The 21,000-nt window shown below is 67.8% G+C and carries 22 protein-coding genes; 14 read left to right on the top strand and 8 right to left on the bottom strand.

What is annotated here, in order from left to right; translation table 11 throughout:
• The first annotated feature begins 5 nt into the window (after positions 1-5).
• Genes SFB74_RS19205 through SFB74_RS19165 form a run of 9 tightly spaced genes read left to right on the top strand, consistent with a single transcriptional unit; the run spans position 6 to position 9,498 of the window.
• Positions 6-1,481, top strand: a complete 1,476-nt coding sequence (locus SFB74_RS19205) for an aldehyde dehydrogenase (protein WP_432725841.1) — start codon at positions 6-8, stop codon at positions 1,479-1,481.
• Between the two features lie 13 nt (positions 1,482-1,494).
• Entirely contained in the window at positions 1,495-2,466 is a 972-nt protein-coding gene (locus SFB74_RS19200) for a VOC family protein (RefSeq protein ID WP_432725840.1), read from the top strand.
• A gap of 14 nt (positions 2,467-2,480) precedes the next feature.
• The gene (locus SFB74_RS19195) at positions 2,481-3,476 is read left to right on the top strand and encodes a Bug family tripartite tricarboxylate transporter substrate binding protein (RefSeq protein WP_432725839.1); all 996 of its coding nucleotides are present in this window, start codon (positions 2,481-2,483) and stop codon (positions 3,474-3,476) included.
• A 28-nt stretch (positions 3,477-3,504) separates the two neighbouring features.
• Positions 3,505-4,671 carry an FAD-dependent monooxygenase gene (locus SFB74_RS19190; RefSeq protein ID WP_432725838.1) on the top strand — a complete coding sequence of 389 codons (1,167 nt, stop codon included), beginning with the start codon at positions 3,505-3,507 and terminating at the stop codon, positions 4,669-4,671.
• Positions 4,672-4,705: 34 nt separating this feature from the next.
• Complete coding sequence (locus tag SFB74_RS19185) at positions 4,706-4,930, top strand: recombinase-like helix-turn-helix domain-containing protein (protein ID WP_019652127.1); 225 nt, start codon at positions 4,706-4,708, stop codon at positions 4,928-4,930.
• Positions 4,931-4,944: 14 nt separating this feature from the next.
• On the top strand, positions 4,945-5,991 hold the full coding sequence (locus SFB74_RS19180; RefSeq protein WP_432725837.1) for a Rieske 2Fe-2S domain-containing protein: 1,047 nt from the start codon (positions 4,945-4,947) through the stop codon (positions 5,989-5,991).
• A 16-nt stretch (positions 5,992-6,007) separates the two neighbouring features.
• On the top strand, positions 6,008-6,976 hold the full coding sequence (locus SFB74_RS19175) for a PDR/VanB family oxidoreductase (protein WP_432725836.1): 969 nt from the start codon (positions 6,008-6,010) through the stop codon (positions 6,974-6,976).
• A 44-nt stretch (positions 6,977-7,020) separates the two neighbouring features.
• The gene (locus SFB74_RS19170) at positions 7,021-8,127 is read left to right on the top strand and encodes a porin (protein ID WP_432725835.1); all 1,107 of its coding nucleotides are present in this window, start codon (positions 7,021-7,023) and stop codon (positions 8,125-8,127) included.
• 39 nt (positions 8,128-8,166) lie between these two features.
• Entirely contained in the window at positions 8,167-9,498 is a 1,332-nt protein-coding gene (locus SFB74_RS19165) for an MFS transporter (RefSeq protein ID WP_432725834.1), read from the top strand.
• A 213-nt stretch (positions 9,499-9,711) separates the two neighbouring features.
• Here SFB74_RS19165 and SFB74_RS19160 read toward each other — a convergent pair whose 3' ends face one another.
• Positions 9,712-9,846, bottom strand: a complete 135-nt coding sequence (locus SFB74_RS19160) for a hypothetical protein (RefSeq protein ID WP_432725833.1) — start codon at positions 9,844-9,846, stop codon at positions 9,712-9,714.
• Between the two features lie 306 nt (positions 9,847-10,152).
• Here SFB74_RS19160 and SFB74_RS19155 point away from each other — a divergent pair, with 306 nt between their 5' ends.
• Both SFB74_RS19155 and SFB74_RS19150 read left to right on the top strand, forming a co-directional pair.
• Positions 10,153-12,393, top strand: a complete 2,241-nt coding sequence (locus SFB74_RS19155) for a M1 family metallopeptidase (protein WP_432725832.1) — start codon at positions 10,153-10,155, stop codon at positions 12,391-12,393.
• A gap of 71 nt (positions 12,394-12,464) precedes the next feature.
• Complete coding sequence (locus SFB74_RS19150; protein WP_432725831.1) at positions 12,465-12,887, top strand: hypothetical protein; 423 nt, start codon at positions 12,465-12,467, stop codon at positions 12,885-12,887.
• Positions 12,888-12,891: 4 nt separating this feature from the next.
• Here SFB74_RS19150 and SFB74_RS19145 read toward each other — a convergent pair whose 3' ends face one another.
• From SFB74_RS19145 to SFB74_RS19135, 3 genes are read right to left on the bottom strand one after another with little or no spacing between them, the layout of a single operon-like run.
• Positions 12,892-13,638, bottom strand: a complete 747-nt coding sequence (locus SFB74_RS19145) for a transporter substrate-binding domain-containing protein (protein WP_432725830.1) — start codon at positions 13,636-13,638, stop codon at positions 12,892-12,894.
• A 60-nt stretch (positions 13,639-13,698) separates the two neighbouring features.
• Entirely contained in the window at positions 13,699-15,168 is a 1,470-nt protein-coding gene (locus tag SFB74_RS19140; protein WP_432725829.1) for a HAMP domain-containing sensor histidine kinase, read from the bottom strand.
• Complete coding sequence (locus SFB74_RS19135) at positions 15,165-15,866, bottom strand: response regulator (RefSeq protein ID WP_432725827.1); 702 nt, start codon at positions 15,864-15,866, stop codon at positions 15,165-15,167. The genes SFB74_RS19140 and SFB74_RS19135 overlap by 4 nt, the downstream gene beginning before the upstream one ends.
• Positions 15,867-16,030: 164 nt before the next feature.
• On the opposite strand from SFB74_RS19135, the gene SFB74_RS19130 reads away from it, so the two are divergent.
• Positions 16,031-16,927, top strand: coding sequence for an alpha/beta fold hydrolase (locus tag SFB74_RS19130; RefSeq protein ID WP_432725826.1), 897 nt, complete (start codon positions 16,031-16,033; stop codon positions 16,925-16,927).
• Positions 16,928-16,937: 10 nt separating this feature from the next.
• On the opposite strand, the gene SFB74_RS19125 is transcribed toward SFB74_RS19130, so the two are convergent.
• The 3 genes from SFB74_RS19125 to SFB74_RS19115 all read right to left on the bottom strand — a co-directional run bounded on the left by SFB74_RS19125 (position 16,938) and on the right by SFB74_RS19115 (position 19,016).
• Entirely contained in the window at positions 16,938-17,774 is an 837-nt protein-coding gene (locus SFB74_RS19125) for a substrate-binding domain-containing protein (RefSeq protein ID WP_432725825.1), read from the bottom strand.
• A gap of 99 nt (positions 17,775-17,873) precedes the next feature.
• Positions 17,874-18,074 (bottom strand): hypothetical protein, encoded by a 201-nt coding sequence (locus SFB74_RS19120; protein WP_432725824.1) that lies wholly within the window; start codon positions 18,072-18,074, stop codon positions 17,874-17,876.
• Between the two features lie 42 nt (positions 18,075-18,116).
• On the bottom strand, positions 18,117-19,016 hold the full coding sequence (locus SFB74_RS19115; protein WP_432725823.1) for an SPFH domain-containing protein: 900 nt from the start codon (positions 19,014-19,016) through the stop codon (positions 18,117-18,119).
• Between the two features lie 54 nt (positions 19,017-19,070).
• On the opposite strand from SFB74_RS19115, the gene SFB74_RS19110 reads away from it, so the two are divergent.
• Positions 19,071-19,610: a hypothetical protein gene (locus SFB74_RS19110; RefSeq protein ID WP_432725822.1), complete on the top strand. Its 540-nt coding sequence runs from the start codon at positions 19,071-19,073 to the stop codon at positions 19,608-19,610.
• Between the two features lie 108 nt (positions 19,611-19,718).
• The gene (locus SFB74_RS19105; protein WP_432725821.1) at positions 19,719-20,207 is read left to right on the top strand and encodes a Spy/CpxP family protein refolding chaperone; all 489 of its coding nucleotides are present in this window, start codon (positions 19,719-19,721) and stop codon (positions 20,205-20,207) included.
• 12 nt (positions 20,208-20,219) lie between these two features.
• Here the strand turns inward: SFB74_RS19105 and SFB74_RS19100 are convergent, their stop codons facing one another.
• Entirely contained in the window at positions 20,220-20,990 is a 771-nt protein-coding gene (locus SFB74_RS19100) for a TIGR04325 family methyltransferase (RefSeq protein ID WP_432725819.1), read from the bottom strand.
• Between the last annotated feature and the right edge of the window lie 10 nt (positions 20,991-21,000).

Genomic DNA, 21,000 nt, shown 5'->3' with positions numbered 1-21,000 from the left:
GCTCCATGATTTCTTCCGAACTCCTTCCGATCTGCATCGCCGGCGAATGGCGCCTGGGTGGTGGCGACGTCTACGAAAGCCTGTATCCGGCTACCGGCGAGCCCATCGCGCGCCTGAAGGCCGCGAGCCTTGCCGACGTCGAAGAGGCCATTGCCGGCGCCGACCGCGCATTCCGCACCAGCGGCTGGGCGCAGCGCCTGCCGCACGAGCGCGCGGCCGTGCTGCACCGGGTGGCGCAACTGATCCGCGAAGAGGCCGAATCGCTCGCGCAGAAGCAGCGCCTGGACAACGGCAAGCCGATCAACGAAACCCGCAACCTCGTGGCCAGCGCCGCCGGCACCTTCCAGTTCTTCGCTGCCGCGCTGGAGACGCTGGAAGAAACCATCACGCCGTCGCGCGGCGCTTTCGTCACCATGAGCGTGCACGAGCCCATGGGCGTGGTCGCGGCCATCACGCCGTGGAACTCGCCCATCGCCAGCGAGGCGCAGAAGCTGGCGCCCGCGCTGGCGGCAGGCAACGCGGTGGTGGTGAAGCCCGCCGAGGTCACGCCGCTGATGGCGCTGGAGCTGGCGCGCATCTGCGAGAAGGCCGGCGTGCCCAAGGGCATCGTCAGCGTGCTGCCGGGCAGGGGCTCGGTGATCGGCGACGCGATCACCAAGCATCCGCTGGTCAAGCGCGTGTCGTTCACCGGCGGCACGACCACCGGCAAGCACATCGCGCACATCGCGGCCGACAAGATGATGCCGGTGTCGCTCGAGCTCGGCGGCAAGTCGCCGACCATGGTGCTCGACGATGCCGACGTCGACCATGCGGTGAACGGCGTGCTCTACGGCATCTTCAGCTCGTCGGGCGAGTCGTGCATCGCGGGCTCGCGCCTGTTCGTGGCGCGCGGCATCTACGACGAGTTCCTCACGCGCCTGGCCGAAGGCGCCAACGCGCTGCGCGTGGGCGATCCGGCCTCGGAGCGCACGCAGATGGGCCCGCTCATCACCGCGAAGCATCGCGAGGGCATCGAGCGCTACGTGGACCTCGGCGTGTCCGAGGGCGGCCGGATTCGCACGGGCGGCGTACGCCCGCACGGCGACGGCTATGACCGGGGCTACTTCTACAAGCCGACCATCCTCGAAGGCCTGACGAACAGCGCCCGCATCAGCCAGGAGGAAATCTTCGGCCCGGTGCTCGTCGCCATGCCCTTCGACAGCGAGGAAGAACTGATCGCGCAGGCCAACGACAGCGTCTACGCGCTGGCCGCCGGCGTGTGGAGCCGCGACTTCAAGCGCGCCTGGAAGCTGGGCCGCGCGGTGCAGGCCGGCACGGTCTGGGTCAACACCTACAAGCAGTTCTCCGTGTCCACGCCCTTCGGCGGCTGGCGCGACAGCGGTTTGGGCCGCGAGAAGGGCCGCGAAGGCATCTTCCAGTACATGGAGCAGAAGAGCATGTACTGGGGCACCAATGAACAACCGCTCCCGTGGGCGAACTGAAGAGGACCGCACCATGAGCGTACTTGGCATCGACCAGATCACCTACGGCGCGGACGACCTGCCCGCATGCCGCCAGTTCTTCCAGGACTGGGGCCTTTCGCTGAAGTCGGAGGCCGCCGACGAACTCGTCTTCGAGTGCCTCAATGGCTGCAAGGTCGTGGTGGCCGCGCTGGACAAGCCCGGCCTGCCGCCCGCGATGGAAGAGGGCCCGACGCTGCGCGAAGTGGTGTGGGGCGTGGAGAGCGACGCGGACCTCGACCGCTACGCCGCCGCCATCGCGCAAGACCCGGCCTTCTTCGACACCACGGTGGACGGCGCGCGCCGCATCGGCTGCATCGACCCCAACGGCCTGGCCGTGCGCCTGCAGGTCAGCCGCAAGCACGCGGTGCAGGTCGATTGCGGCGCCATGAACACCTGGAACGCGAAGCTGCGCATCAACCAGCCAGCGCCCATCTACGAGCGAGCCACGCCCATCGAGGTCGGCCATGTAGTGTTCTTCGTGAGCGACGTGAAGACCACCAGCGCCTTCTATGCCGAACGCTTCGGCTTCGTGGGCTCCGACAGCTATCCGAACCGCGGCGCCTTCATGCGCTGCGCGGCCGAAGGCGGCCACCACGACCTGTTCCTGCTGCAGATTCCTTCGGGCAAGCGCGGGCTGAACCATGTGGCCTTCACCGTGCGCGACATCCACGAGGTGTTCGGCGGCGGGCTGCACTTCTCGCGCCGCGGCTGGGAAACGCAGCTCGGCCCGGGCCGCCACCCGGTGTCGTCGGCGTACTTCTGGTACTTCAAGAACCCGGCGGGCGGCCTCATCGAGTACTACGCCGACGAAGACCAGCTCACCGCCGACTGGCAGCCGCGCGAGTTCGAGCCGGGCCCCACGGTCTTCGCCGAATGGGCGGTGGACGGCGGCCTCGACGGCAACACGCGCCGCCAGAAGAACGCGGAAGGCCCCAAGGGCGCCTTCCTGACCGAAAAGAAATGAACTCCCCGACTCTCATGCAACGACGTTTTTCCTTCTCCGTCCTGTTCGCCGCACTGGCGGCCTTCACGCTCGCAGCACCGGTGCACGCGCAGCAGAGCGAGGCCCAGAAGCAGCTCTCGAGCGAGCGCTTCACCATCATCTCGCCGTTCCCGCCCGGCGGTCCGGTCGACACGCTGGCCCGCGTGCTCTCCGACGGCCTCGCCAAGCGCTACGGCCAGGCGGCGGTGGTCGACAACCAGGTCGGCGCGGCCGGCAACATCGGCATGGAGAAGGTCAAGCGCGCCAAGGGCGACGGCCACACGCTGCTGGTGATTCCGGCGGGCAACGTCACCATCAACCCGACGCTGATGCCCAACTTCCCCTTCGACATGGCGAAGGACTTCGTGCCGGTCACCATGCTGGCGAAGGCGCCCAACGTGCTGGTCGCGTCGCCGGCCTCGGGCATCAAGGACGCGAAGCAACTGGTGGCGCAGGCCAAGGCCAAGCCCGGCACGCTGTCGTATGCCTCGCCCGGCGTGGGCAGCGGCCTGCACCTGGCGGGCGAGCTCTTCAAGCAGCAGGCCGGCATCGACATGCTGCACGTGCCCTACAAGGGCACGGCGCCCGCGCTCAACGACGTGCTCGGCGGCTCGGTGCCGCTGATGTTCAGCAACCTGCCGGCGACGCTGCCCTTTTTGAAGAACGGCAAGCTGGTCGCCATCGGCGTGACCGAGGCCAAGCGCAGCGCGGCGGCGCCGGAGATTCCGACGCTGGCGGAGCAGGGTATCCAGGGCGTGACCGTGACCTCTTGGTACGGCCTGATGGCGCCCAAGGGCACGCCGCCCGCCGTGGTCGAGCAGCTCGCCAGGGACGCGGCCGAGATGCTCTCGAAGCCCGACGTGCGCGAACGCCTGAAGCTGCAGGGCATGACCAACGCGGCCATGAAGCCCGCCGAGTTCGCCGCCTACATCCACGACGAGACGGCCGTGTGGGCAAAGATCATCAAGGCCCGCAACATCGTTGCCGAGTAAGCCGGCGCAGGCACGAGGGGACAGACTCATGAAGACCACCACCAGCGAATCCACCATCGGCATCGTCGGCGCGGGCATCGGCGGCCTCGTCGCGGCCATTGCGCTGCGGCGCGCGGGCCACGACGTGATCGTGTTCGAGCAGGCGAAGCAGTTCGCCCGCGTCGGCGCCGACATCAACCTCACGCCCAACGCCGTGCGCGCGCTCGACGGTCTCGGCGTGGGCGAGGCGGCCCGCGTGACGGCAGCGCGCCCGTCGCACCGCATCAGCCGCACCTACGACACCGGCGAGGAGACCTCGCGCCTTGAAATGGCCGACACCGCCGAGCAGCGCTACGGCGCGCCGCAGCTCACCATCCACCGTGCCGACCTGCTGGCGGCGCTGGCCGACATGTTCCCGGCGGAACAGGTGGCGCTCGGCAAGCGGGCCGAGACCATCGCGCCGGACGACAAGGGCGTGAGCATCTCCTTCACCGATGGCACCAGCGCCCGCGTCGGCGCGCTGATCGGCGCCGACGGCATCCACTCGTGCGTGCGCACCGCGATGTTCGGCGCCGAGAGCCCGCGCTTCACCGGCATCGTCGCCTACCGCGCCGTGGTGCCAGCCGAGCGCGTGGCTGGCGTGCCCAACCTGGGCGCCTTCACCAAGTGGTGGGGCCCCAATCCGCAGAGCCAGATCGTCACCTTCCCGCTGAACCGGGGCAAGGACGTCTTCATCTTCGCGACCACACCGCAGGACAGCTGGCACCTCGAGTCGTGGACCGCGCCGGGCAGCGTCGACGAGCTGCGCGAGCAGTACGTGGCCTATCACCCCGAGGCGCGCGCCTTGCTGGATGCCTGCGACACGGTGCTCAAGACCGCGCTGTACGAGCGCGACCCGATGCCCGCCTGGACCAAGGGCCGCATGGCGCTGCTGGGCGATGCCGCTCACCCGATGCTGCCCTTCATGGCGCAGGGCGCGGGCATGGCCATCGAAGACGCGGTGGTGCTGTCGCGCCATCTCGAAGGCGTGGCGATGGCCGACGTGCCTGCCGCGCTGCAAGGCTTCGAGACAGCGCGCATCGAGCGCGCCAGCCAGGTTCAGCTCGGCTCGCGCGGCAACAACTGGCTGCGCGAAGGCGGCAACGCCGACTGGGTCTACGGCTACGACGCCTGGGCCGCGCCGCTCGCAACCCCGGCCATGGCGGCCGCCGCCTGATTCTTCAATTCATTCCGCCCCACGGAGGCCCACGATGCAAACCCAAGACCGCTACCTGCAACCGCACCAGGCGCGCCGGCGCCCCGCGACCACCTACGAAGACCTGCTGGGCGACGTGATCGAGCGCGCCTTCGCGGACGGTATCCACGACCTGCCGGGCCTGGTGCAGCGCCTGAACGACAGCGGCCTCGCCACGCCGGGCGGCCAGCAGTGGACCGAGGAGCTGTATCGCAAGGAGATGGCCGCGCTGGCGGCCTGAGAGGAAGGAACATCATGACCATCGCCATCCAACCCGTTCCCGCTGATCCGGTCGACCATCTGCTCGAGATCGGCCTGAAGGATCTCTGGTACCCGATCTGCCCCTCGCACTTCATCAAGGAGAACCCCATCTCCCTGCGCCGCCTCGGCCGCAAGATCGCGCTGTGGCGCGACGGCGAAGGCGTGCTGCACGCGCTGGAAGACCGCTGCCCGCACCGCGGAGCGCCGCTGTCGCAGGGCGTGGTGCTGGGCGACCGGCTCTCGTGCCCGTACCACGGCGTCGAAGTACGCCATGACGGCGTGGTCACGCGCGTGCCCGGCAGCCCCGGCTGCAAGCTCGAAGGCTCGAAGGCCACGCGGCACTTCCACGTGCAGGAGCGCGCGGGCGCCGTGTTCATCTACAACTCGAAGGAGTCGGTGGACGTGCCGCCGCCGCTGGTGCTGCCCGAGCAGCTGACCGACGAGGCCGAGTACAGCAGCTTCCTCTGCTACACGGAGTGGAAGGGCGACTACCGCTACGTGCTCGACAACGTGATGGACCCGATGCACGGCACATACCTGCACAAGCAGTCGCACTCGATGGCCGAGGGCGATTCGAGCGCCAAGTTCGGCATCCGCCAGACCGACATCGGCTTCGTGTTCGAGAAGGAAGGCCAGCGCAACGTCAACTTCGACTGGACCGAATGGGCCGACACGGGCATTCACTGGATGCGCCTGGAGATCCCGTATCCGAAGACCGGTGGCCCCGGCGGCAACTTCATCATCATCGGCGCCTTCTCGCCGATCGTGAAGGGCATGACGGCCACCTTCTTCTGGCGCGTGCGCAAGCTGGAGCCGGGCTGGCAGCGCGACACATGGCGCTTCCTGTACCGCAACCGCCTGGAAGCGCGCCACTGGCACGTGCTGGAGCAGGACCGCGTGATGCTGGAAGAGATGGAAGCCGACGCCAACCAGCACGAGAACCTGTACCAGCACGACCTGGGCATCGTTCGCCTGCGTCGCCACATGCGCAACCTCGCGGTCGCGCAACTGGCCGAGGCGACCGAAGCCGCAACGGCCTGACGGGGAAGCGATCGCCATGTCTTCTCCAACGCTCAACGCCCTCGTGCACACCATGCGCTACGAGGCCGACGGCATCGTGAGCGTCGAATTCCGGCCGGCCACGCCCGCGGTGGATTTCCCCGCCTTCGAGGCCGGCTCACATATCGACCTGCACCTGCCCAACGGGCTGGTGCGCAGCTACTCGCTGTGCAACCCCTCGAGCGACCGCCAGCGCTACGTGGTGGGCGTGCTCAACGACCGCAAGAGCCGCGGCGGCTCGCGCTACGTGCACCAGCAGCTGCGCGTGGGCATGACGCTGCCCATCTCGGCTCCGCGCAACAACTTCAGGCTGGAAGAGGGGGCCGAGCGCTCGGTGCTCGTGGCCGGCGGCATCGGCGTCACGCCCATCTGGTGCATGCTGCAGCGGCTGGTGGCCATCGGCAAGCCGGTGGAGATCGTCTACTGCGCACGCACCCGCAAGGAAGCCGCCTTCTGCGATGCCATCGAGGCATTGGCGAAGGAGAAGTCGGTGCAGCTCACCTGGCACTTCGACGACGAGAAGGGCGCGCCGCCCGACCTCGCGGAGCTGCTGTCGGACAAGGGCGCCGCCAGCCACTACTACTGCTGCGGGCCCACGCCGATGCTCGATGCCTTCGAGAAGAGCTGCGAGCAGCTGGGCTACGCCAACGCGCACATCGAGCGCTTCGCCGCCGTGCAGGTGGAGGCGGGCGCCGCCGCCCAGGCCTGCGTGGTGGAGTGCGCGAAGAGCGGAAAGAACGTGGAAGTGCCGGCAGGCAAGTCGATCCTCGACAGCCTGATCGACGCGGGCCTCAACCCCGACCACAGCTGCAAGGAAGGCGTCTGCGGCGCCTGCGAGACGGCCGTGCTCGAAGGCGAGGTCGATCACCACGACGGCATCCTCACCAAGATCGAACGTGCGTCGAACAAGACCATGATGATCTGCGTCTCGCGCTGCAAGGGCGCGCGGCTGGTGCTGGACATCTGAACAGGGCCGAAGGCCGACAGAAGAAAACCAACCGAGACAAATCAATGAAAAAGTACCTGATCGCGCTGGCTGCGGCCAGCGGGGCTGGCGGAGCGCTGGCCCAATCTTCCCTCACGCTCTTCGGCGTGGTCGATGCGGCCGTCACCTACACCAAGGGCAGCGGCCCCGGTTCGGCCCACAAGACGCAGCTGACCAACAGCGGCAACATGTTCAGCCGCCTCGGCTTTCGCGGCACCGAAGACCTGGGCGGCGGCTACTCGGCCAACTTCTGGCTCGAGATGGGCCTGCAGAACGACAGCGCACAGGGCTTTCCGTCGAACACCAACAACCAGGCCAGCGGCAACGGGCCGGCGGGCGTCCTGAGCTTCAACCGCCGCTCCACGGTGAGCCTCGCGGGCCCCTTCGGCGAAGTGCGGCTGGGCCGCGACTACGTGCCGGCCTTCTGGAACACCGCCATCTTCGATCCCTTCGGCACGGGCGGCGGCATCGGCGCCAACCAGATCTACTTCTCGGGCCTGGGCGGCCTTGTCGCGCCGACGGGCACGCGCGCCTCGAACAGCATCGGCTACCTGTTGCCGGCCAGCCTCGGCGGCTTCTACGGTCAGGTGATGTACGCGATGGGCGAGAACGACTCGAACTCGGTGCTGCCGGGCACGCAGGTGTCGAACAGGCACGACGGCGACCACACCGGCGCGCGCCTGGGGTACCAGAGCGGCGGGCTCAACATCGCGCTGGCCACGGGCCGCACCCGCTATGCGAGCGGCGACCTGCGCGTGACCAACCTCGGCGCTTCCTACACCTTCGATGCCTCGCTCATGAACCTCAAGCTCACGAGCGAGCTTTACAAGGAGTCGAAGGGCACCACCGATGCCAAGGGCGTGCTGGTCGGCTTCCAGCTGCCCATCGGGCCCGGCGAGATCAAGGCCTCGTATGCGCGCTATCGGGTGGAGCCGGCCGGTGCGTTGCTGAAGCCCACTTCGTCGAAGCTGGCCATCGGCTACGTGCACAACCTCTCGAAGCGCACCGCGCTCTACGCCACCATCGCGCGCATCAGCAACAGCAACGGTGCATCTCAGGCCCTCTCGGGCGCGATCACCGCGCCGAACCGTGCCTCCAGCGGCACCGAGTTCGGCATGCGCCACACGTTCTAGGCGCGCGCCCCCATCACCTTCACCCCGGCAGGACTGGCCATGCAGAGCAGCAGCAACAACAACAGCGGCAAGAGCTTTCGTTGGTACGGCGTCATCACGCTGTTCGTGATCGTCGCGATCTCCTACGTGGATCGCATCAACATCGCGGTGCTCATCACCGACGCGGCCTTTCTGAACCACGTGGGCCTCGCGGCCAGCGATCGCGTGAGCCAGGGCTTCCTGGCGACGGCGTTCATGCTGGGCTACGGCGTGTCGGCCTTCGTGCTCACGCCGTTCTGTTCCGCGCTCTTCGGCGTGCGGCGCAGCCTGGTCTACGGGCTGATCCTCTGGGGCGTGGTGACCTGGGCCTCGCCGATGTTCCACAGCTACGGAATGCTGCTGGCGTCGCGCGTGCTGCTGGGCGTGTCGGAAGGGCCGCTCTTCTCGCTGGCTTCCGCGTACATCAAGGCGCACTTCCGCAGCGACGAGAACGGCAAGCCCAATGCCTTCGTCAACATGGGCACGGGGCTGGGGCTTGCCATCGGCTATCCGCTGGTCGGCTGGCTGCTCACGCAGTTCGCCTGGGACAGCTCCTTCCACGTGCTCGGCGTGCTCAACATCGTGCTGGGCATTCCGCTGGTGCTGGCCTTCGTGCGCATGCCGCCGGGGCACGCCGACGGCGTGAAGCCTTCTTCGTTCGGCGAAGCGATGGCGCGCGTGGGCGGCATCGTGAAGGGCGCGCTGCAGACGCGGCATCTCTTCGTCATCACGCTGCTCACTTCCGCCGCACTGGCCTATCTCTGGGGCAGCAGCAACTGGCTGCCAACCTACCTGCGCGAGGCGCGCGGCTTCTCGATGCGCGAGATGGGCTGGCTGGCGTCGCTGCCGCAGTACGCCACCGTGCTTGCCGTGTTCGTGGGCGGCGTGCTCATCGACAAGGTGGGCCGCGAGCGCGTGCCATTCATCTTCATGGGCGCGAGCGTGGGCGTGGCGCTGTCGGTGCTGATGGCCATCAATGCGCACGACCCGTATGCGGCTGCGTGCTGCCTGGTCGCGGCCAACTTCTTCTGGGGCCTCCAGAGCCCGGCCATTCCGAGCACGGTGCAGTACTGCTCGCGGCCCGAGCACACGGCCAGCGCGTTCGGCGTGACCAATGGCGTGGGCAGCCTCGTCGCCGGCTTCATGCCTGCGCTGATGGGCGGCGTGATCGGTGCGATGTCGCATGGGGCAGGAGCCGGCACCGCTGCATCGGCGTCGTCGGCATCCGGTTTCTTCGCGGGCTTCGCGCTCTTGATCGGCACGCAGGTCGTCGTGTTCGGCTGCGGCTTCATGCTGTGGCTGCGCGACCGCTCGCGCAGCGCGCACACAGTCTCTGGTTCACAGCTTTCATAGGCTTTTCGAAGGCTTGTACCTTCGTACTGTCGTGGTCGGGTCACAGTGCGGCGACCCGATTTCCGTCATCTGCGTGAGCAGGTGTTTCGGCGGCGGAACCATCTTCGTATTGCATGGCATGCGTTGTGTGCCATGACGCCATTCGGCCTATCGCGCGCGAACATTTTGAGAAAGAAAAGTTCCGCGATTCGTTGAGCACGCAGCGCCCATCAGCTACAACTGCGTGACATCAATGGACGAGGGAATGCGCGTGAAATCAACGACAAGAGCCGCAGCAAGTCTTGCCATCGCCGACACGGATTGCGGCGTTTCCGCTTCGCGGAAGCACGTTGCGCCGACGATGCGCATGCACTGACGAAGGCCTTCGCGCTACAAGCCCGCCTCCGCATCCCATCACCCCGCGATTGCCGGGAATGGAACCTCTTACGCCTCGCATCCTGGGACCGCCGCTTCGCGCGCGGTGTGACCCTGCATGACTGTGTGGTCCTGACGAACGACTGAGTTCGCCGGGAGGGCACCGTGTTGCCCGTTTCTTCCGATTCCCCCGTTGTTCATCTCACTCATCACCGCGCGCGTCATGCGCATCGCAGGCTATCCGCCGGCGCATGCGGGACGGCGCATGTTTCTTCTTACCAAGAGTACTCAGAGGCGATCATGAAAAGATTCAATACACCCGTGGTCAATCATCTTGCCATCACCGCAGTGACCCTTGCCGTCCTCACGGCTTGCGGCGGCGGCGGAGACAGTGGTGGCGCTTCGTTGGGCGGTGCAGGCGTTGGCCTCAGCGCACCTTCGGACCAGGTCGTTTCCGCTCCCGTGTCCGATCCTTCCGCCAAGGCGCCGGACGATGGAGTGCCCAACTCGGCGAACAATGCGGTCGCCGCCGTCGACCGTTCTGCCAAGCCGATGGAACTGCCCGACACCGTCTGGCCCAGCAACTACAAGCTGTGGTTCCGCCCCGATGCCGCGCTCAAGACCTTCGTGGGCCGCGGCGACGTGGAAATCGAAGTGCTCAAGCCGGTCGACGCCATCGTCGTCGCCGCGCACAACCTGAACTTCGCCAAGGGCCGCACCACGCTGCGCAAGGTGTCGAACCCATCCGAGGCGATCCCGCTGATTCCCACGCCGCAGACGCTGGGCGACTTCGTGCAGCTGCGCCTGAACGACGGGCAGATCGCCAAGGGCAAGTACCTGCTGCACATGGAGTGGGACGGCAAGATCCAGTTCTCCGACGCCGAGTACTGCCCGCCCGCGGAGGTGGCGCGCAACCCGTTCTGCTCGGCGGCCACGGGCATCTTCAAGGTGGGCCTCTCCACGCCCGAGGGTGTGAGCAGCGATGCCATCGTGACGCAGGGCGAAACGAACTATGCGCGGCAGTGGTTCCCGGGCTGGGACGAGCCGGCCTTCCGCCACACCTTCGAGATCTCGGCCGAGGTTCCGGGCGACTGGAAGACGGTGTCCAACGGCGCGCAGACGGAGGCGACGAAGCTGCCCGACGGCTACCAGCGCGTGGCCTTCGAGAAGACGCCCTCGATGCCGATGTACCTGACCTTCTTCGGCGGCGGCAAGTTCGACATCCTGGCCGACAAGTTCAAGAACCCGCTCGACGGCAGCGAGATGCCGCTGCGCTGGTTCACGCCGCCGGGCCGCTCCGACTGGGCCAAGTTCGCGATGGAGTGGACCAAGGTGTCGATGGACTACTACTACAACTACACGGGCATTCCGCTGCCGTTCAAGAAGTTCGACACCGTCGCGGCCAACGACAGCTACAACAACAAGCCCAACACCGGCTTCGGCGGCATGGAGAACTGGGGCTCGATCTTCGAGTTCGCCGATTCGGTGCTCACCAAGCCTGGCGACACGCCCACGCTGTACTCGGTGACGGTGGTGACGCACGAGGTGGCGCACCAGTGGTTCGGTGACCTGGTCACGCTCGACTGGTGGGACAACGTGTGGCTCAACGAGTCGTTCGCGCGCTGGTTCGAAAGGCGCACCACGATCAAGTTCCACCCCGAGTACTACAGCTTCTCCGACTACGTGCTGGACAAGCACAACGTGATCGTCGCCGACCTGAAGAACACGGCCGTACCGGTGCAGCGCAACCTCAACGACGCGGGTTCGTTCGGCTTCATCAGCCCGTCGATCTTCGTCTACAACAAGGGCAGCCACGTGCTGGAGACCATCCAGAACTACATCGGCGAGGAGGCGATGCAGAAGGGCCTTCGCATCTACCTGAAGGACTACGCCTTCGGCAACGTCACGCCTTCGCGCCTGTGGAGCTCGCTGGAGAAGGCCAGCAACGGCAAGAAGGTGAGCGAGATCGGCGACAGCCTGATCCGCCAGACCGGCATTCCGCTGCTCACGGTGGACGCGCAGTGCGCAGGCAACAGCACCTACGTGAACATCACGCAGGAGTCGTTCCCCAACCAGAACCTGTATCCGGCCTCGACGTGGACCATTCCCGTGACGCTGGCCTACGGCGACTCGATGGAGCAGCGCAAGACCTTCGTGATGTCGAACAACAGCACGCAGCTGGAGCTGCCGGGATGCACGGCGGTGCTGGCCGGACCGACCGGGCAGGACTACTACGTGAGCAACTACAGCTCCCAGTCGTGGAGCGCGCTGCTGGCCAAGGCGCAGAACTTCGCGGGCAACAAGCCGCTGCTGCTGAACATCGAGCGCGACGCGTTCCGTCTGCTGAGCGTGGGCCGCATCACGCAGGCGCAGTACGACCAGATCAAGGGCGTGCTGAACCTGCCGGCGCCGCTGCTGGCCAAGACGCAGGTGAGCGAGCAGAAGATGGCGGCGGTGGCCACCGGTGCGGAGAAGGAGGAGTACCCGCATGCGCTGCGCTTCCAGGGCAGCCTGAAGCTGCGCGACAACGAGAAGCGCTGAACCGCGTTGCCTGAAACCGGCGCGCACCGACCGTACCGCGGGCGGTGCGCGCCCTCTCGACAAGGACCATCATGAACACAGCATTGAAATGGATGGCCGCCGGGGCGACGGCCCTGCTGCTGGCCGCCTGTGGCGCGAACAGCGGCAGCAGCGGCGGCACGCCCGAGGCCGAACTGGTCGGCACCTACGCCGTGAAGCAGAACGGCGCGCTCAAGGAGCTCATCAAGATCGAGAAGCAGGGCGACGGCTACGTGATGCGCGACAAGGTGCGCACGGCCGAGTGGAGCGAGCCGAAGATGACGATGAAGCCCGTGACGCGCGAGCACTGGGCCCGAATCACCACCGACAAGGAGAACACCGCCTTCGTCGGCGTGGCGAGCGAGCAGCTCGGCATCTTCAAGGTGCCGGCAGGCTGGCAGAAGAACGGCTTCCAGACCTCGACCGGCTACTTCCTGTTCTATTCACGCGGGCCGGTGGAGGCGTACAAGCTCTGAAGGTTCAGGCTGCGGGCGCCACGCTCGCGCCTTCGATGCGATGGCGCTTCAGCGCGTCGGCCACGAAACCGCTGGCCTTCATCTCCTCGACGAAGGCCGCGAGCAGCGCCTGCGCTTCGGCGCCGCGGCTGGCGGGCGTGCCCATGGCCTGCTGGATCACCATGAAGCGCCCCGGCAGCACGCGCACGCCGGGCGCGCGCTGTGCCTCGCCTTCGAGCATCTGGCGGATGCCGGCTGCCACTTCGACTTCGCCGGCCCGCAAGGCCGCCAGCGCAGGTGCAGCGCCCTGGAGCCGAACGATCTCGGCCGCCTTGATCTCGCGCGTGAGGAAGAGGTCGTAAGCGCTGCCAGAGCCCACGGAGATGCGATTGCCTTGGGCATCGACCTGCGCGTTGTCCTCGAGCGCCGATGCTTCGGGCACGAGGTAGCTGCCTTCGATCAGCACGTAGGGCGCGGTGAACAGCAGCCCCTCGCTGCGTGCCGGGTCGATGGCGAAGAAGCCGATGTCGGCCTTCTCGTTCTTCACCGCGTCGACCGATGCGGCGGCCTTTTCGAACACCACCAGCTCCACGGCCACGCCCAGGCGCCGCGCGAATTCGCGTGCCAGGTCGATGGAGACGCCCACCGGCTCGCCGGTTGCAGCGTCCTTGTTGGCCAGGATCGGGTTGCCCAGGTTGATCGAGGCGCGCAGCGTACCGCTGGGCGCGAAGGCGGAAACGAGGGCGGGCGTGATCGTCGGCTGCTGTGTCATGGCGTTGCGGCATCGATGGATGGAGATGCCCGCCAGTTTACGGGGCGCCCCGCGCGCGGCCTATGAACCGGCCGGCGTGACGATCCCGAGCGAGCCCAGCGGCCCCAGGGGCAGCCGCACCGTGACGCGCAGGCCCGGCCCCATGCCGGTGTCGGCGAGCGCGATCGCGCCGCCATGCGCATCGACCACCGAGCGCACGATGGCGAGCCCGAGGCCGCTGCCGGTCTGCGTCTGGTCGGGGTCGCGGAAGAAACGATCGAACACCCGCTCGCGCAGCGCCGGCATGATGCCGGGGCCCTGGTCGGCCACCGTCAGCACGGCAACGTCGCCGTCGCGCCGGATGCCCACGCTCACCACCGAGCCCACGGGGCTGTATTTGGTCGCGTTGTCGATCAGGTTGTCGATCATCGAGACCAGGCTGTCGCGATCGCCCATGATCTCGACGGGCTCGTCGTCGACGAGCTCGATCTCCACCTCGCGCACGTGCGCCAGCGCGGAGAGAGCGGCCAGCCGCTCCTGCACCAGGTCGTCGAGTCGCAGCGCGTGTGGTGCGGCTGCACTGGCGTTGCTGCGCATGAGCCGCAGAAGCTGGCCCACAAGGCGCTCGGCGCGCGCATTGCTGCTGAGCACGCGCGCGAAGAGTTCGTCCTGCCGCTCGGTGGGAATGTGCTCGATGAGCAGCGACTGCAGCGCCTCCACGTTGACCCGCATCGCCGCGATGGGCGTGCGCAGCTCGTGCGCCGCGTCGGCGATGAAGCTCTGCTCGCGCGCGATGCTGGCGCGCAATCGTTCCATCAGCGCGTTGAAGTTCTGCACCAGCGGCAGCAGCTCGTCGTGGCGCGGCTGCATCGACACGGGGGCGAGGTCGTGCGGGCCGCGCGAGGCAATCTCGTTGGCCACCTTGCGCCACGGCCGCAGCGCGAGCCGGATCGAGAGCCACGCGGGAAACAGCAGGAAGGGCACGCTGATGACCAGCGGCAGGATGTAGTAGCCGCGCGACTGGAAGGTGAGCCACATCTGCACGGTGCCGGGCGTGACCAGCGTGACGCGCGTCTTGCCCGAGGGCGATTCGATGGTGCGCGCGCGCCAGCTCTTGCCGTCGGCCTCGATGGTCTCGCCCGCGTCGGGGCGCGTGTTGGAGATGCCCTCGGGCAGGCCGCTGGAGCGATAGACCTCGCGGCCGTTCTGCCAGACGACGACGCTCGGCGACATGTAGACGTCGTCGCCGTTGCCGAAGCCGTTGCGCAGGGCGATGTCCATCGCGCGCAGGCTCTCGTATTGCCTGGCGGGCTGGTCGGTGAGGTTGCGCGCCACCACCAGCATGCTGCGCTGCGTGGAATCGATGACGGACAGGTCGTCGGTGAAGGCGGAGCCCAGCAGCAGCCCGACGGCGAGGCTCCACAGCAGCGTCATCATCGCGATCTGCGCGAACATGAGCCGGCGCACCAGCGAGGGCCGCTTGACGCGGCGCCAGCCGCTGCGAAGCAGCCGCGCGGGCGCGCGGGCTATCGAGGCGACCACCGCGTTCATGCCCGCTCCAGCGGCTGCTGCGCGGCGAGGTAGATCACGTAGCCGATGCCGCGCACGGTGCGGATGTAGCCGTCGCCGATCTTGCGGCGCAGGTTGGAGACGTGCACGTCGAGCACGTTGCTGCCCAGGCTCTGGCCCTGCACGGTGCCCTGCGAACCCGCCGCCATCAATTGCTCGAGCACGCGGCGCGCGACCACGCGGTCGGCCCGCCGCACCAGCAGGCTCAGCAGGCGGAACTCGCTGCGCGACAGCGAGACCGGCACGCCGTCGACGCGCACGCGCTGGGTCGGCTCATGCAGCCAGAGGCCGCGCACCTCGAAGGTGGCGCCGTCGCCGCCGTAGCTGCGCCGCGCCAGGGCGCGCACGCGCGCCAGCAGCTCGGCCAGCACGAAGGGCTTGACCATGTAGTCGTCGGCGCCGCTGTCCAGGCCCTGCAGGCGGTCGTGCAGGCCGTCGCGCGCGCTGAGGATGAGCACCGGCAGCCGCGTGCCGTTGCGCCGCAGCCGCTCGAGCACGTCGAGGCCGTCGCCGTCGGGCAGGCCCAGGTCGAGCAGCAGCAGGTCGCAGCCCTCGGTCTCGAGGATGCGCAGCGCTTCTTCTACGCGGCGCACCCACACCACCTCCATCCCCTGGGCCTGCAAGGCGACGCGAATGCCGGTGGCAAGGTCGAAATCGTCTTCGGCCAGGAGGATCTTCATGGCGGGCAATCTACCCGCCGAAGCTGAAGGAATCCCAAAGAAACGCGCGCACGGGCGCGGGAGTCGGAAGGGTGCGAGGCGACGCAATTTCAGCAGACCTTCATCTATGCACTTCACCATCGTGGGTGTTCGTCCAACACCATCAAGAACAGAACGGGACATCGATGAGCCTTTTCGAAGCGCGCCTCTTCGCCGGGAACTTCCGCTCGCCGGAAGCCCATTCCTCGCTGCTGGCTTCGTATGCCCGCGTGCTCGCACGCTGGCCCGTGCCGCATGAAAGCCGCTACATCGAGACGCGCTACGGCCGCGCGCACCTGCTGGCCTGCGGACCCGCCTATGCGCCGCCGGTGGTGCTGCTGCACGGCGGAGGCGGCAACGCCACCACCTGGGTCCACAACATCGCCCGGCTGGCGGGCTCGCTGCAGGTCTACGTGCTGGACATCATCGGCGACGCCGGCCGCACCGAGGGGCGCCGGCCAGCGACGGAAGACGCGTACTGCAACTGGCTCGAAGACGTGCTGATCGGCATCGGAAGGCCCAAGGTGGGCCTTTGCGGTGCCTCCTTCGGCGCATGGCTCGCGGCGGCATACACGCGCCAGACCATGCGCCGCGTCGGCAAGCTCGCGCTGCTGGCGCCGCCGAACCTGGAGTCGATGCGCATCGGCACCGTGCTGCGCGCGGGCCTTGCGGTGGCGTTTCCGAGCGAGCGGCAGGTGCGTGCGTTCCACTCGCTGGTGTCTTCGCCGAAGGCGCCCGAGCCGCCTCCCTGGGCCATGGACGACATGCTCGTGCGCTGGCGTTGCCAGCGGGCCCACCCCCGGCCGCCGGGCCGCATGACCGATGCCGACCTGCGCGTGCTGCCGAAGAACACGCTGCTGATGCTCGGCGAGGACGAAGTGCTGTACGACCCGGTACGCGCATCCGCCCGCGTGAAGGCGCTGGCGCCGCACGTGCGCCTCGAGCTGTTGCCGGATGCGGGCCACACCATTGCCTTCGACCAGGCCGAAAAGGTCGGCGATGCGCTGGTCGAGTTCTTCCTGCGCGACGGCTGGACGCTCTGACGCTGCGCGCTCAGCGCGCCGTCAGCGGCTCCAGCCCGGTCTTGGCGATCGTGGGCGCCGCGGCGGCCGAATTGAGATAGCGGATCAGCTGCCGCGCCGCGTCGGGCTGCTTCGAGGCGGTGGCGACGCCGGCGGAGAACACCGTCACGCGCTGCACTTCGGCCGGCAGCGGGCCGATGTAGTCGATGCCCGCGATGGGCAGCAGTTCGCTCACCTGCTGCAGGCCGAGCGCCACGTCGCCGCGCGCCACCACCGAGCCGACGCGCTCGCTCAGGATGCGCTTGCTCTTGGGCTTGACCTGGTCCTCGATGCCCAGCTTCTTGAGCAGTTCGGTCTCGTAGTAGGTGCCGCTCGCGCTGGCGGAGTAGGCGATCGACGGGGCGGCGATCAGCGTGCGCTTGAGCGCGTCGACCGTGCTGATGTCGGGCTTCGGCGCGCCCTTGCGCACCGCGAAGCCGATGGACGAGCGCACCAGGTCGACCTGGCTGCCGGGCACGACCTTGCCTTGCGCCACCAGCGCGTCGAGCGCGGGGCGCGCGAGGATCACGACGTCGGCGGGCTCGTTGCGCGCGAGGCGGCTGGGAATGGAGTCGTCGGCGTTGCCCATCGAGGCGCCGTACGCGGTCTTGACGCTGCGGCCGCTGCTGCGCTCGAACTCGGGTCGCAGGTCGTTGTAGGCGGCGGTGAAGCCGCCGGAGGTCATGACGTGGATGTCGGCGCCGGCGGCGGGTTGCTTGGCGCTGTTGCCGGTGCCGAGGCTGCCGCAGCCGGCGAGCGCGAGGGCAGCGATCAGCGGGAGCGCGGCGCGGCGGGTGAGGGTGCGAAAAGAGGAAAGGGGCTTCGTCACGATGTCTCCAGAGGGAAAAGGGTGGCGGCGTGGTTGCCGTCTGCCTCTGTCATCGTAGAAGCCGGGGCTGTCATTCGGCCTTCAGCGGATTCGGGGTTATCACTGAGCCGAGGGCTCGTCGGGAGTGCTTTTGCCTGCGTCCGTGGCGGGGAGCCGCCCGCGCCTCGCCAGCCCCTCGCGCAGCAGGAACTCGACCTGCGCATTCGCGCTTCGCAACTCCTGCGCGGCGAGGCGCTCGATCTCGGCCCACAGGGCCGGATCGATGCGCAGGGGATAGGCTTTCTTGCCGGGACTGGCCATCGGGTGAGTACTACGGATCGGAGGGCGCGTACGTCTCGCGCCTCAGGTGTAGAGCGTACCGGTGTTCACCACGGGCTGCGTCTCGCGGTCGGAGCACAGCACCACCAGCAGGTTCGACACCATCGAGGCCTTGCGTTCGTCGTCGAGCACGACGAGGTTGCGCTCCGACAGGCCCCTGAGCGCCGCTTCGACCATGCCGACCGCGCCCGCCACGATCTGGTGCCGCGCGCTCACGATGGCCACGGCCTGCTGGCGGCGCAGCATCACCTGCGCGATCTCGGGGGCGTAGGCGAGGTGGGTGAGCTTGGCGTCGAGCACTTCGACGCCGGCGCTCGCGAAGCGGCGGTTCAGGTCGTCCTTGAGGGCGTCGGCCACGGTGTCGAGACCGGCGCGCAGCGTGGTCTCCTCGCTCGGCAGGTCGTCGCCGCTGTCGTAGGCGTAGAGGGTTGCAAGGTGGCGGATGGCGGCTTCGGCCTGGATGGCGACGAACTTGTTGTAGTCGTCGATCTCGAAGACGGCCTGTGCCGTGTCGTAGACCCGCCAGACCACCGCCGCGCCGATCTCCACCGGGTTGCCGCGCTTGTCGTTCACCTTCAGCGGCGGCGTGTTGAGGTTGCGTGCGCGCAGCGAGATCTTCTGGCCGCTTTGCAGAGGGTTGGTCCAGCGCAGGCCCTCGGAGCGGTCGGTGCCCTGGTACTCGCCGAAGAGCGTGAGGATGATGCCCTCGTTGGGCTGCAGCATGTAGAGACCCGGAACCAGCACCAGGCCGACCACGATCAGCAGGATGCTCATGGGCAGCGGCATCAGGCGCTGCACCATCGCCCAGACGCCGATTGCAATGAGCAGCAGCGCCACCGCGGACACGCCGTAGCCGTTGATCGACCGGTAGGGGCGCTCCTTGCGGACCGGTCGCGGATTGATGTTGAGGGTCTTCTCTGGCATCGATGCCTCCGTTGAAAGTGATATCACTCTAATATCTTTTTGAGGCCAGTCAAGATGTTTTCGATTTCCCGACGACTGCTCAGGATTTCCGTCGCCGCACTGGCGATGGGCCTGCTCGGCGCCGCGCCGGCCAGCGCCACTTCGTGCGCCGGCCGCATCTCTTTCCTCGATTCGGTCGCGGAGGCACGGGGCGAGCCACGCGCCCGCGTGCTCCGGGCGAGGGTGGTGCCCTTCGACCTGGGCGTGCCGGACTACACGCCACCGCCGGATTCCTTCATGTTCGAGCCGATCGAGTTCCTCGACGGCAGGCCCGCCGGCAAGGCCGCGGGCCGCTTCCTGGGCAATGGCGTGCTTCACTACATGCTCAATGTGGCGCCGCCGGGCCGCCTGGAGCCGCTGCCGCAGGGCTCCGAATGGATCGTTCTGGCGTGGGACAACGGCGAGGGCTCCCTGAACGTCGGCGCCTGCGGCTCGATCCTCGAAGTCCGGGGTGACGCGGTGCTCGGCTTCATTCGTGGCGCTCGGACCAGCATCGATACGTCGCAGACCATGCCGTTGCGTGAGCTTCGCCGCCTGCTGCCTGCGCCAAGGTAAAGACGGTTCGCTTTACCCCTGCTTTACGGGTTCGCAACGCAAGCGACAGCCGCCACGCCTGAAATGCGCGGTGGCCCTTCGGTGGGCCGGCACCGAAGGACTCCAGCCATGACGATGAACCGCTCCCTGCAACGCCTCGCGCTCGCCGCTGCCCTTGTGGCCGTGGGCGGCCACGGATTCGCGCAGTTTGGCGGAGGTGGCGCAGGCATGGGCGGCGGCCGGCGCGGCGCGCGGCCCGACAGCACCACGAGCCCGCGCAACGGCGACAGCCTTTCGACGCCCGCAACCGCCGCGGGAAAGATCCGCGACAAGCTCTACGACCTGCGCCTGCAACTCATGATCACGCCCGAGCAATCCCCGCTGTGGGACCGCTTCTCCGACGCGGTATGGGACCTTGCCGGCCGCCCCGGCATGACCGCCGCGGCGCCCTCCGACGACCTCAATGCCGTGCAGTTCGCGCAGCAGCGTGCCGCGCAGGCACAGGACCGCGCACGCCGCACGCAGGCGGTGAGCGATTCGCTCTCGAAGCTCTACGACGCGATGACGCCCGAGCAGCGCCACACGGCCGACCAGAACCTGCCGGCTGTCATTCCCTGAAGCTGCCTGCGCTCAGTCGACGAGATCGAAGCAGCAGCCCGCGTAGTAGGGCTTGTCGCCGCCCTCGACGAAGGGCACCTCGATGGGCTTGCCCTCGTTGCGCCACACGTCGCGCTTGCGGTAGCCGGAACGCGCAAGGTCGGCCAGCAGCTCGTCGTGGTGCTGGATGCGATAGGGGCACACCGCGATGCCGATGCTGTTGAGCGTGTAGATCGTGCGCTCGGGGTGCACGGCGGTGGTGTTCATCACGATGCGCCGGGGCTTCATCGCCAGCTCGGAAAGAATCTTGTCCATGCGCACCGGCAGGTACTGCAGGCTGCCCGACACGTACAGCACGTCGCAGCCGCTCGCATCGCGGTAGTCGGTGGTGAAGCTCAGCTGCTCCGTCGCCTCGCGCTTGACGGCCATCGCCCGGCCGCTCTCGACCACGCCGGGCACGTCGCACACCGTCCAGCGCAGCGTGTCGGGGTAGCTCAGCACGCGGCGGAAGGCGTAGTACTTGATGCCGACGTGCCCGCCCAGGTCGAACACGCGCGTCATGCCCGCGTCGATGGAGCGGCCCAGCCAGAAGAGGCCGGGGTAGTCGTAGAAATAGATCTGCGGGCTGTAGAGCTCGCCCGCGTCGGCGTTGGCATAGCCCACGGCCTTGCTGGAAGGCGCCCCGGCTTCGGCTGCGGCGAAGCTCTCGAACGAACCCATGAACAGGTTCTCGTCCGTGTTGTTCAGGAACTTGCGCTTGTATGCGCTTTCGCGGGCAGGAAATTGCAGAAGGCTGGTGAGCATCTCGTTCTCC

Origin of the sequence: Variovorax xiamenensis, from assembly GCF_050916385.1 — a bacterium.
Taxonomy (GTDB): Bacteria; Pseudomonadota; Gammaproteobacteria; order Burkholderiales; family Burkholderiaceae_C; genus Variovorax.
This window is presented reverse-complemented; position numbering and strand designations above follow the sequence as displayed.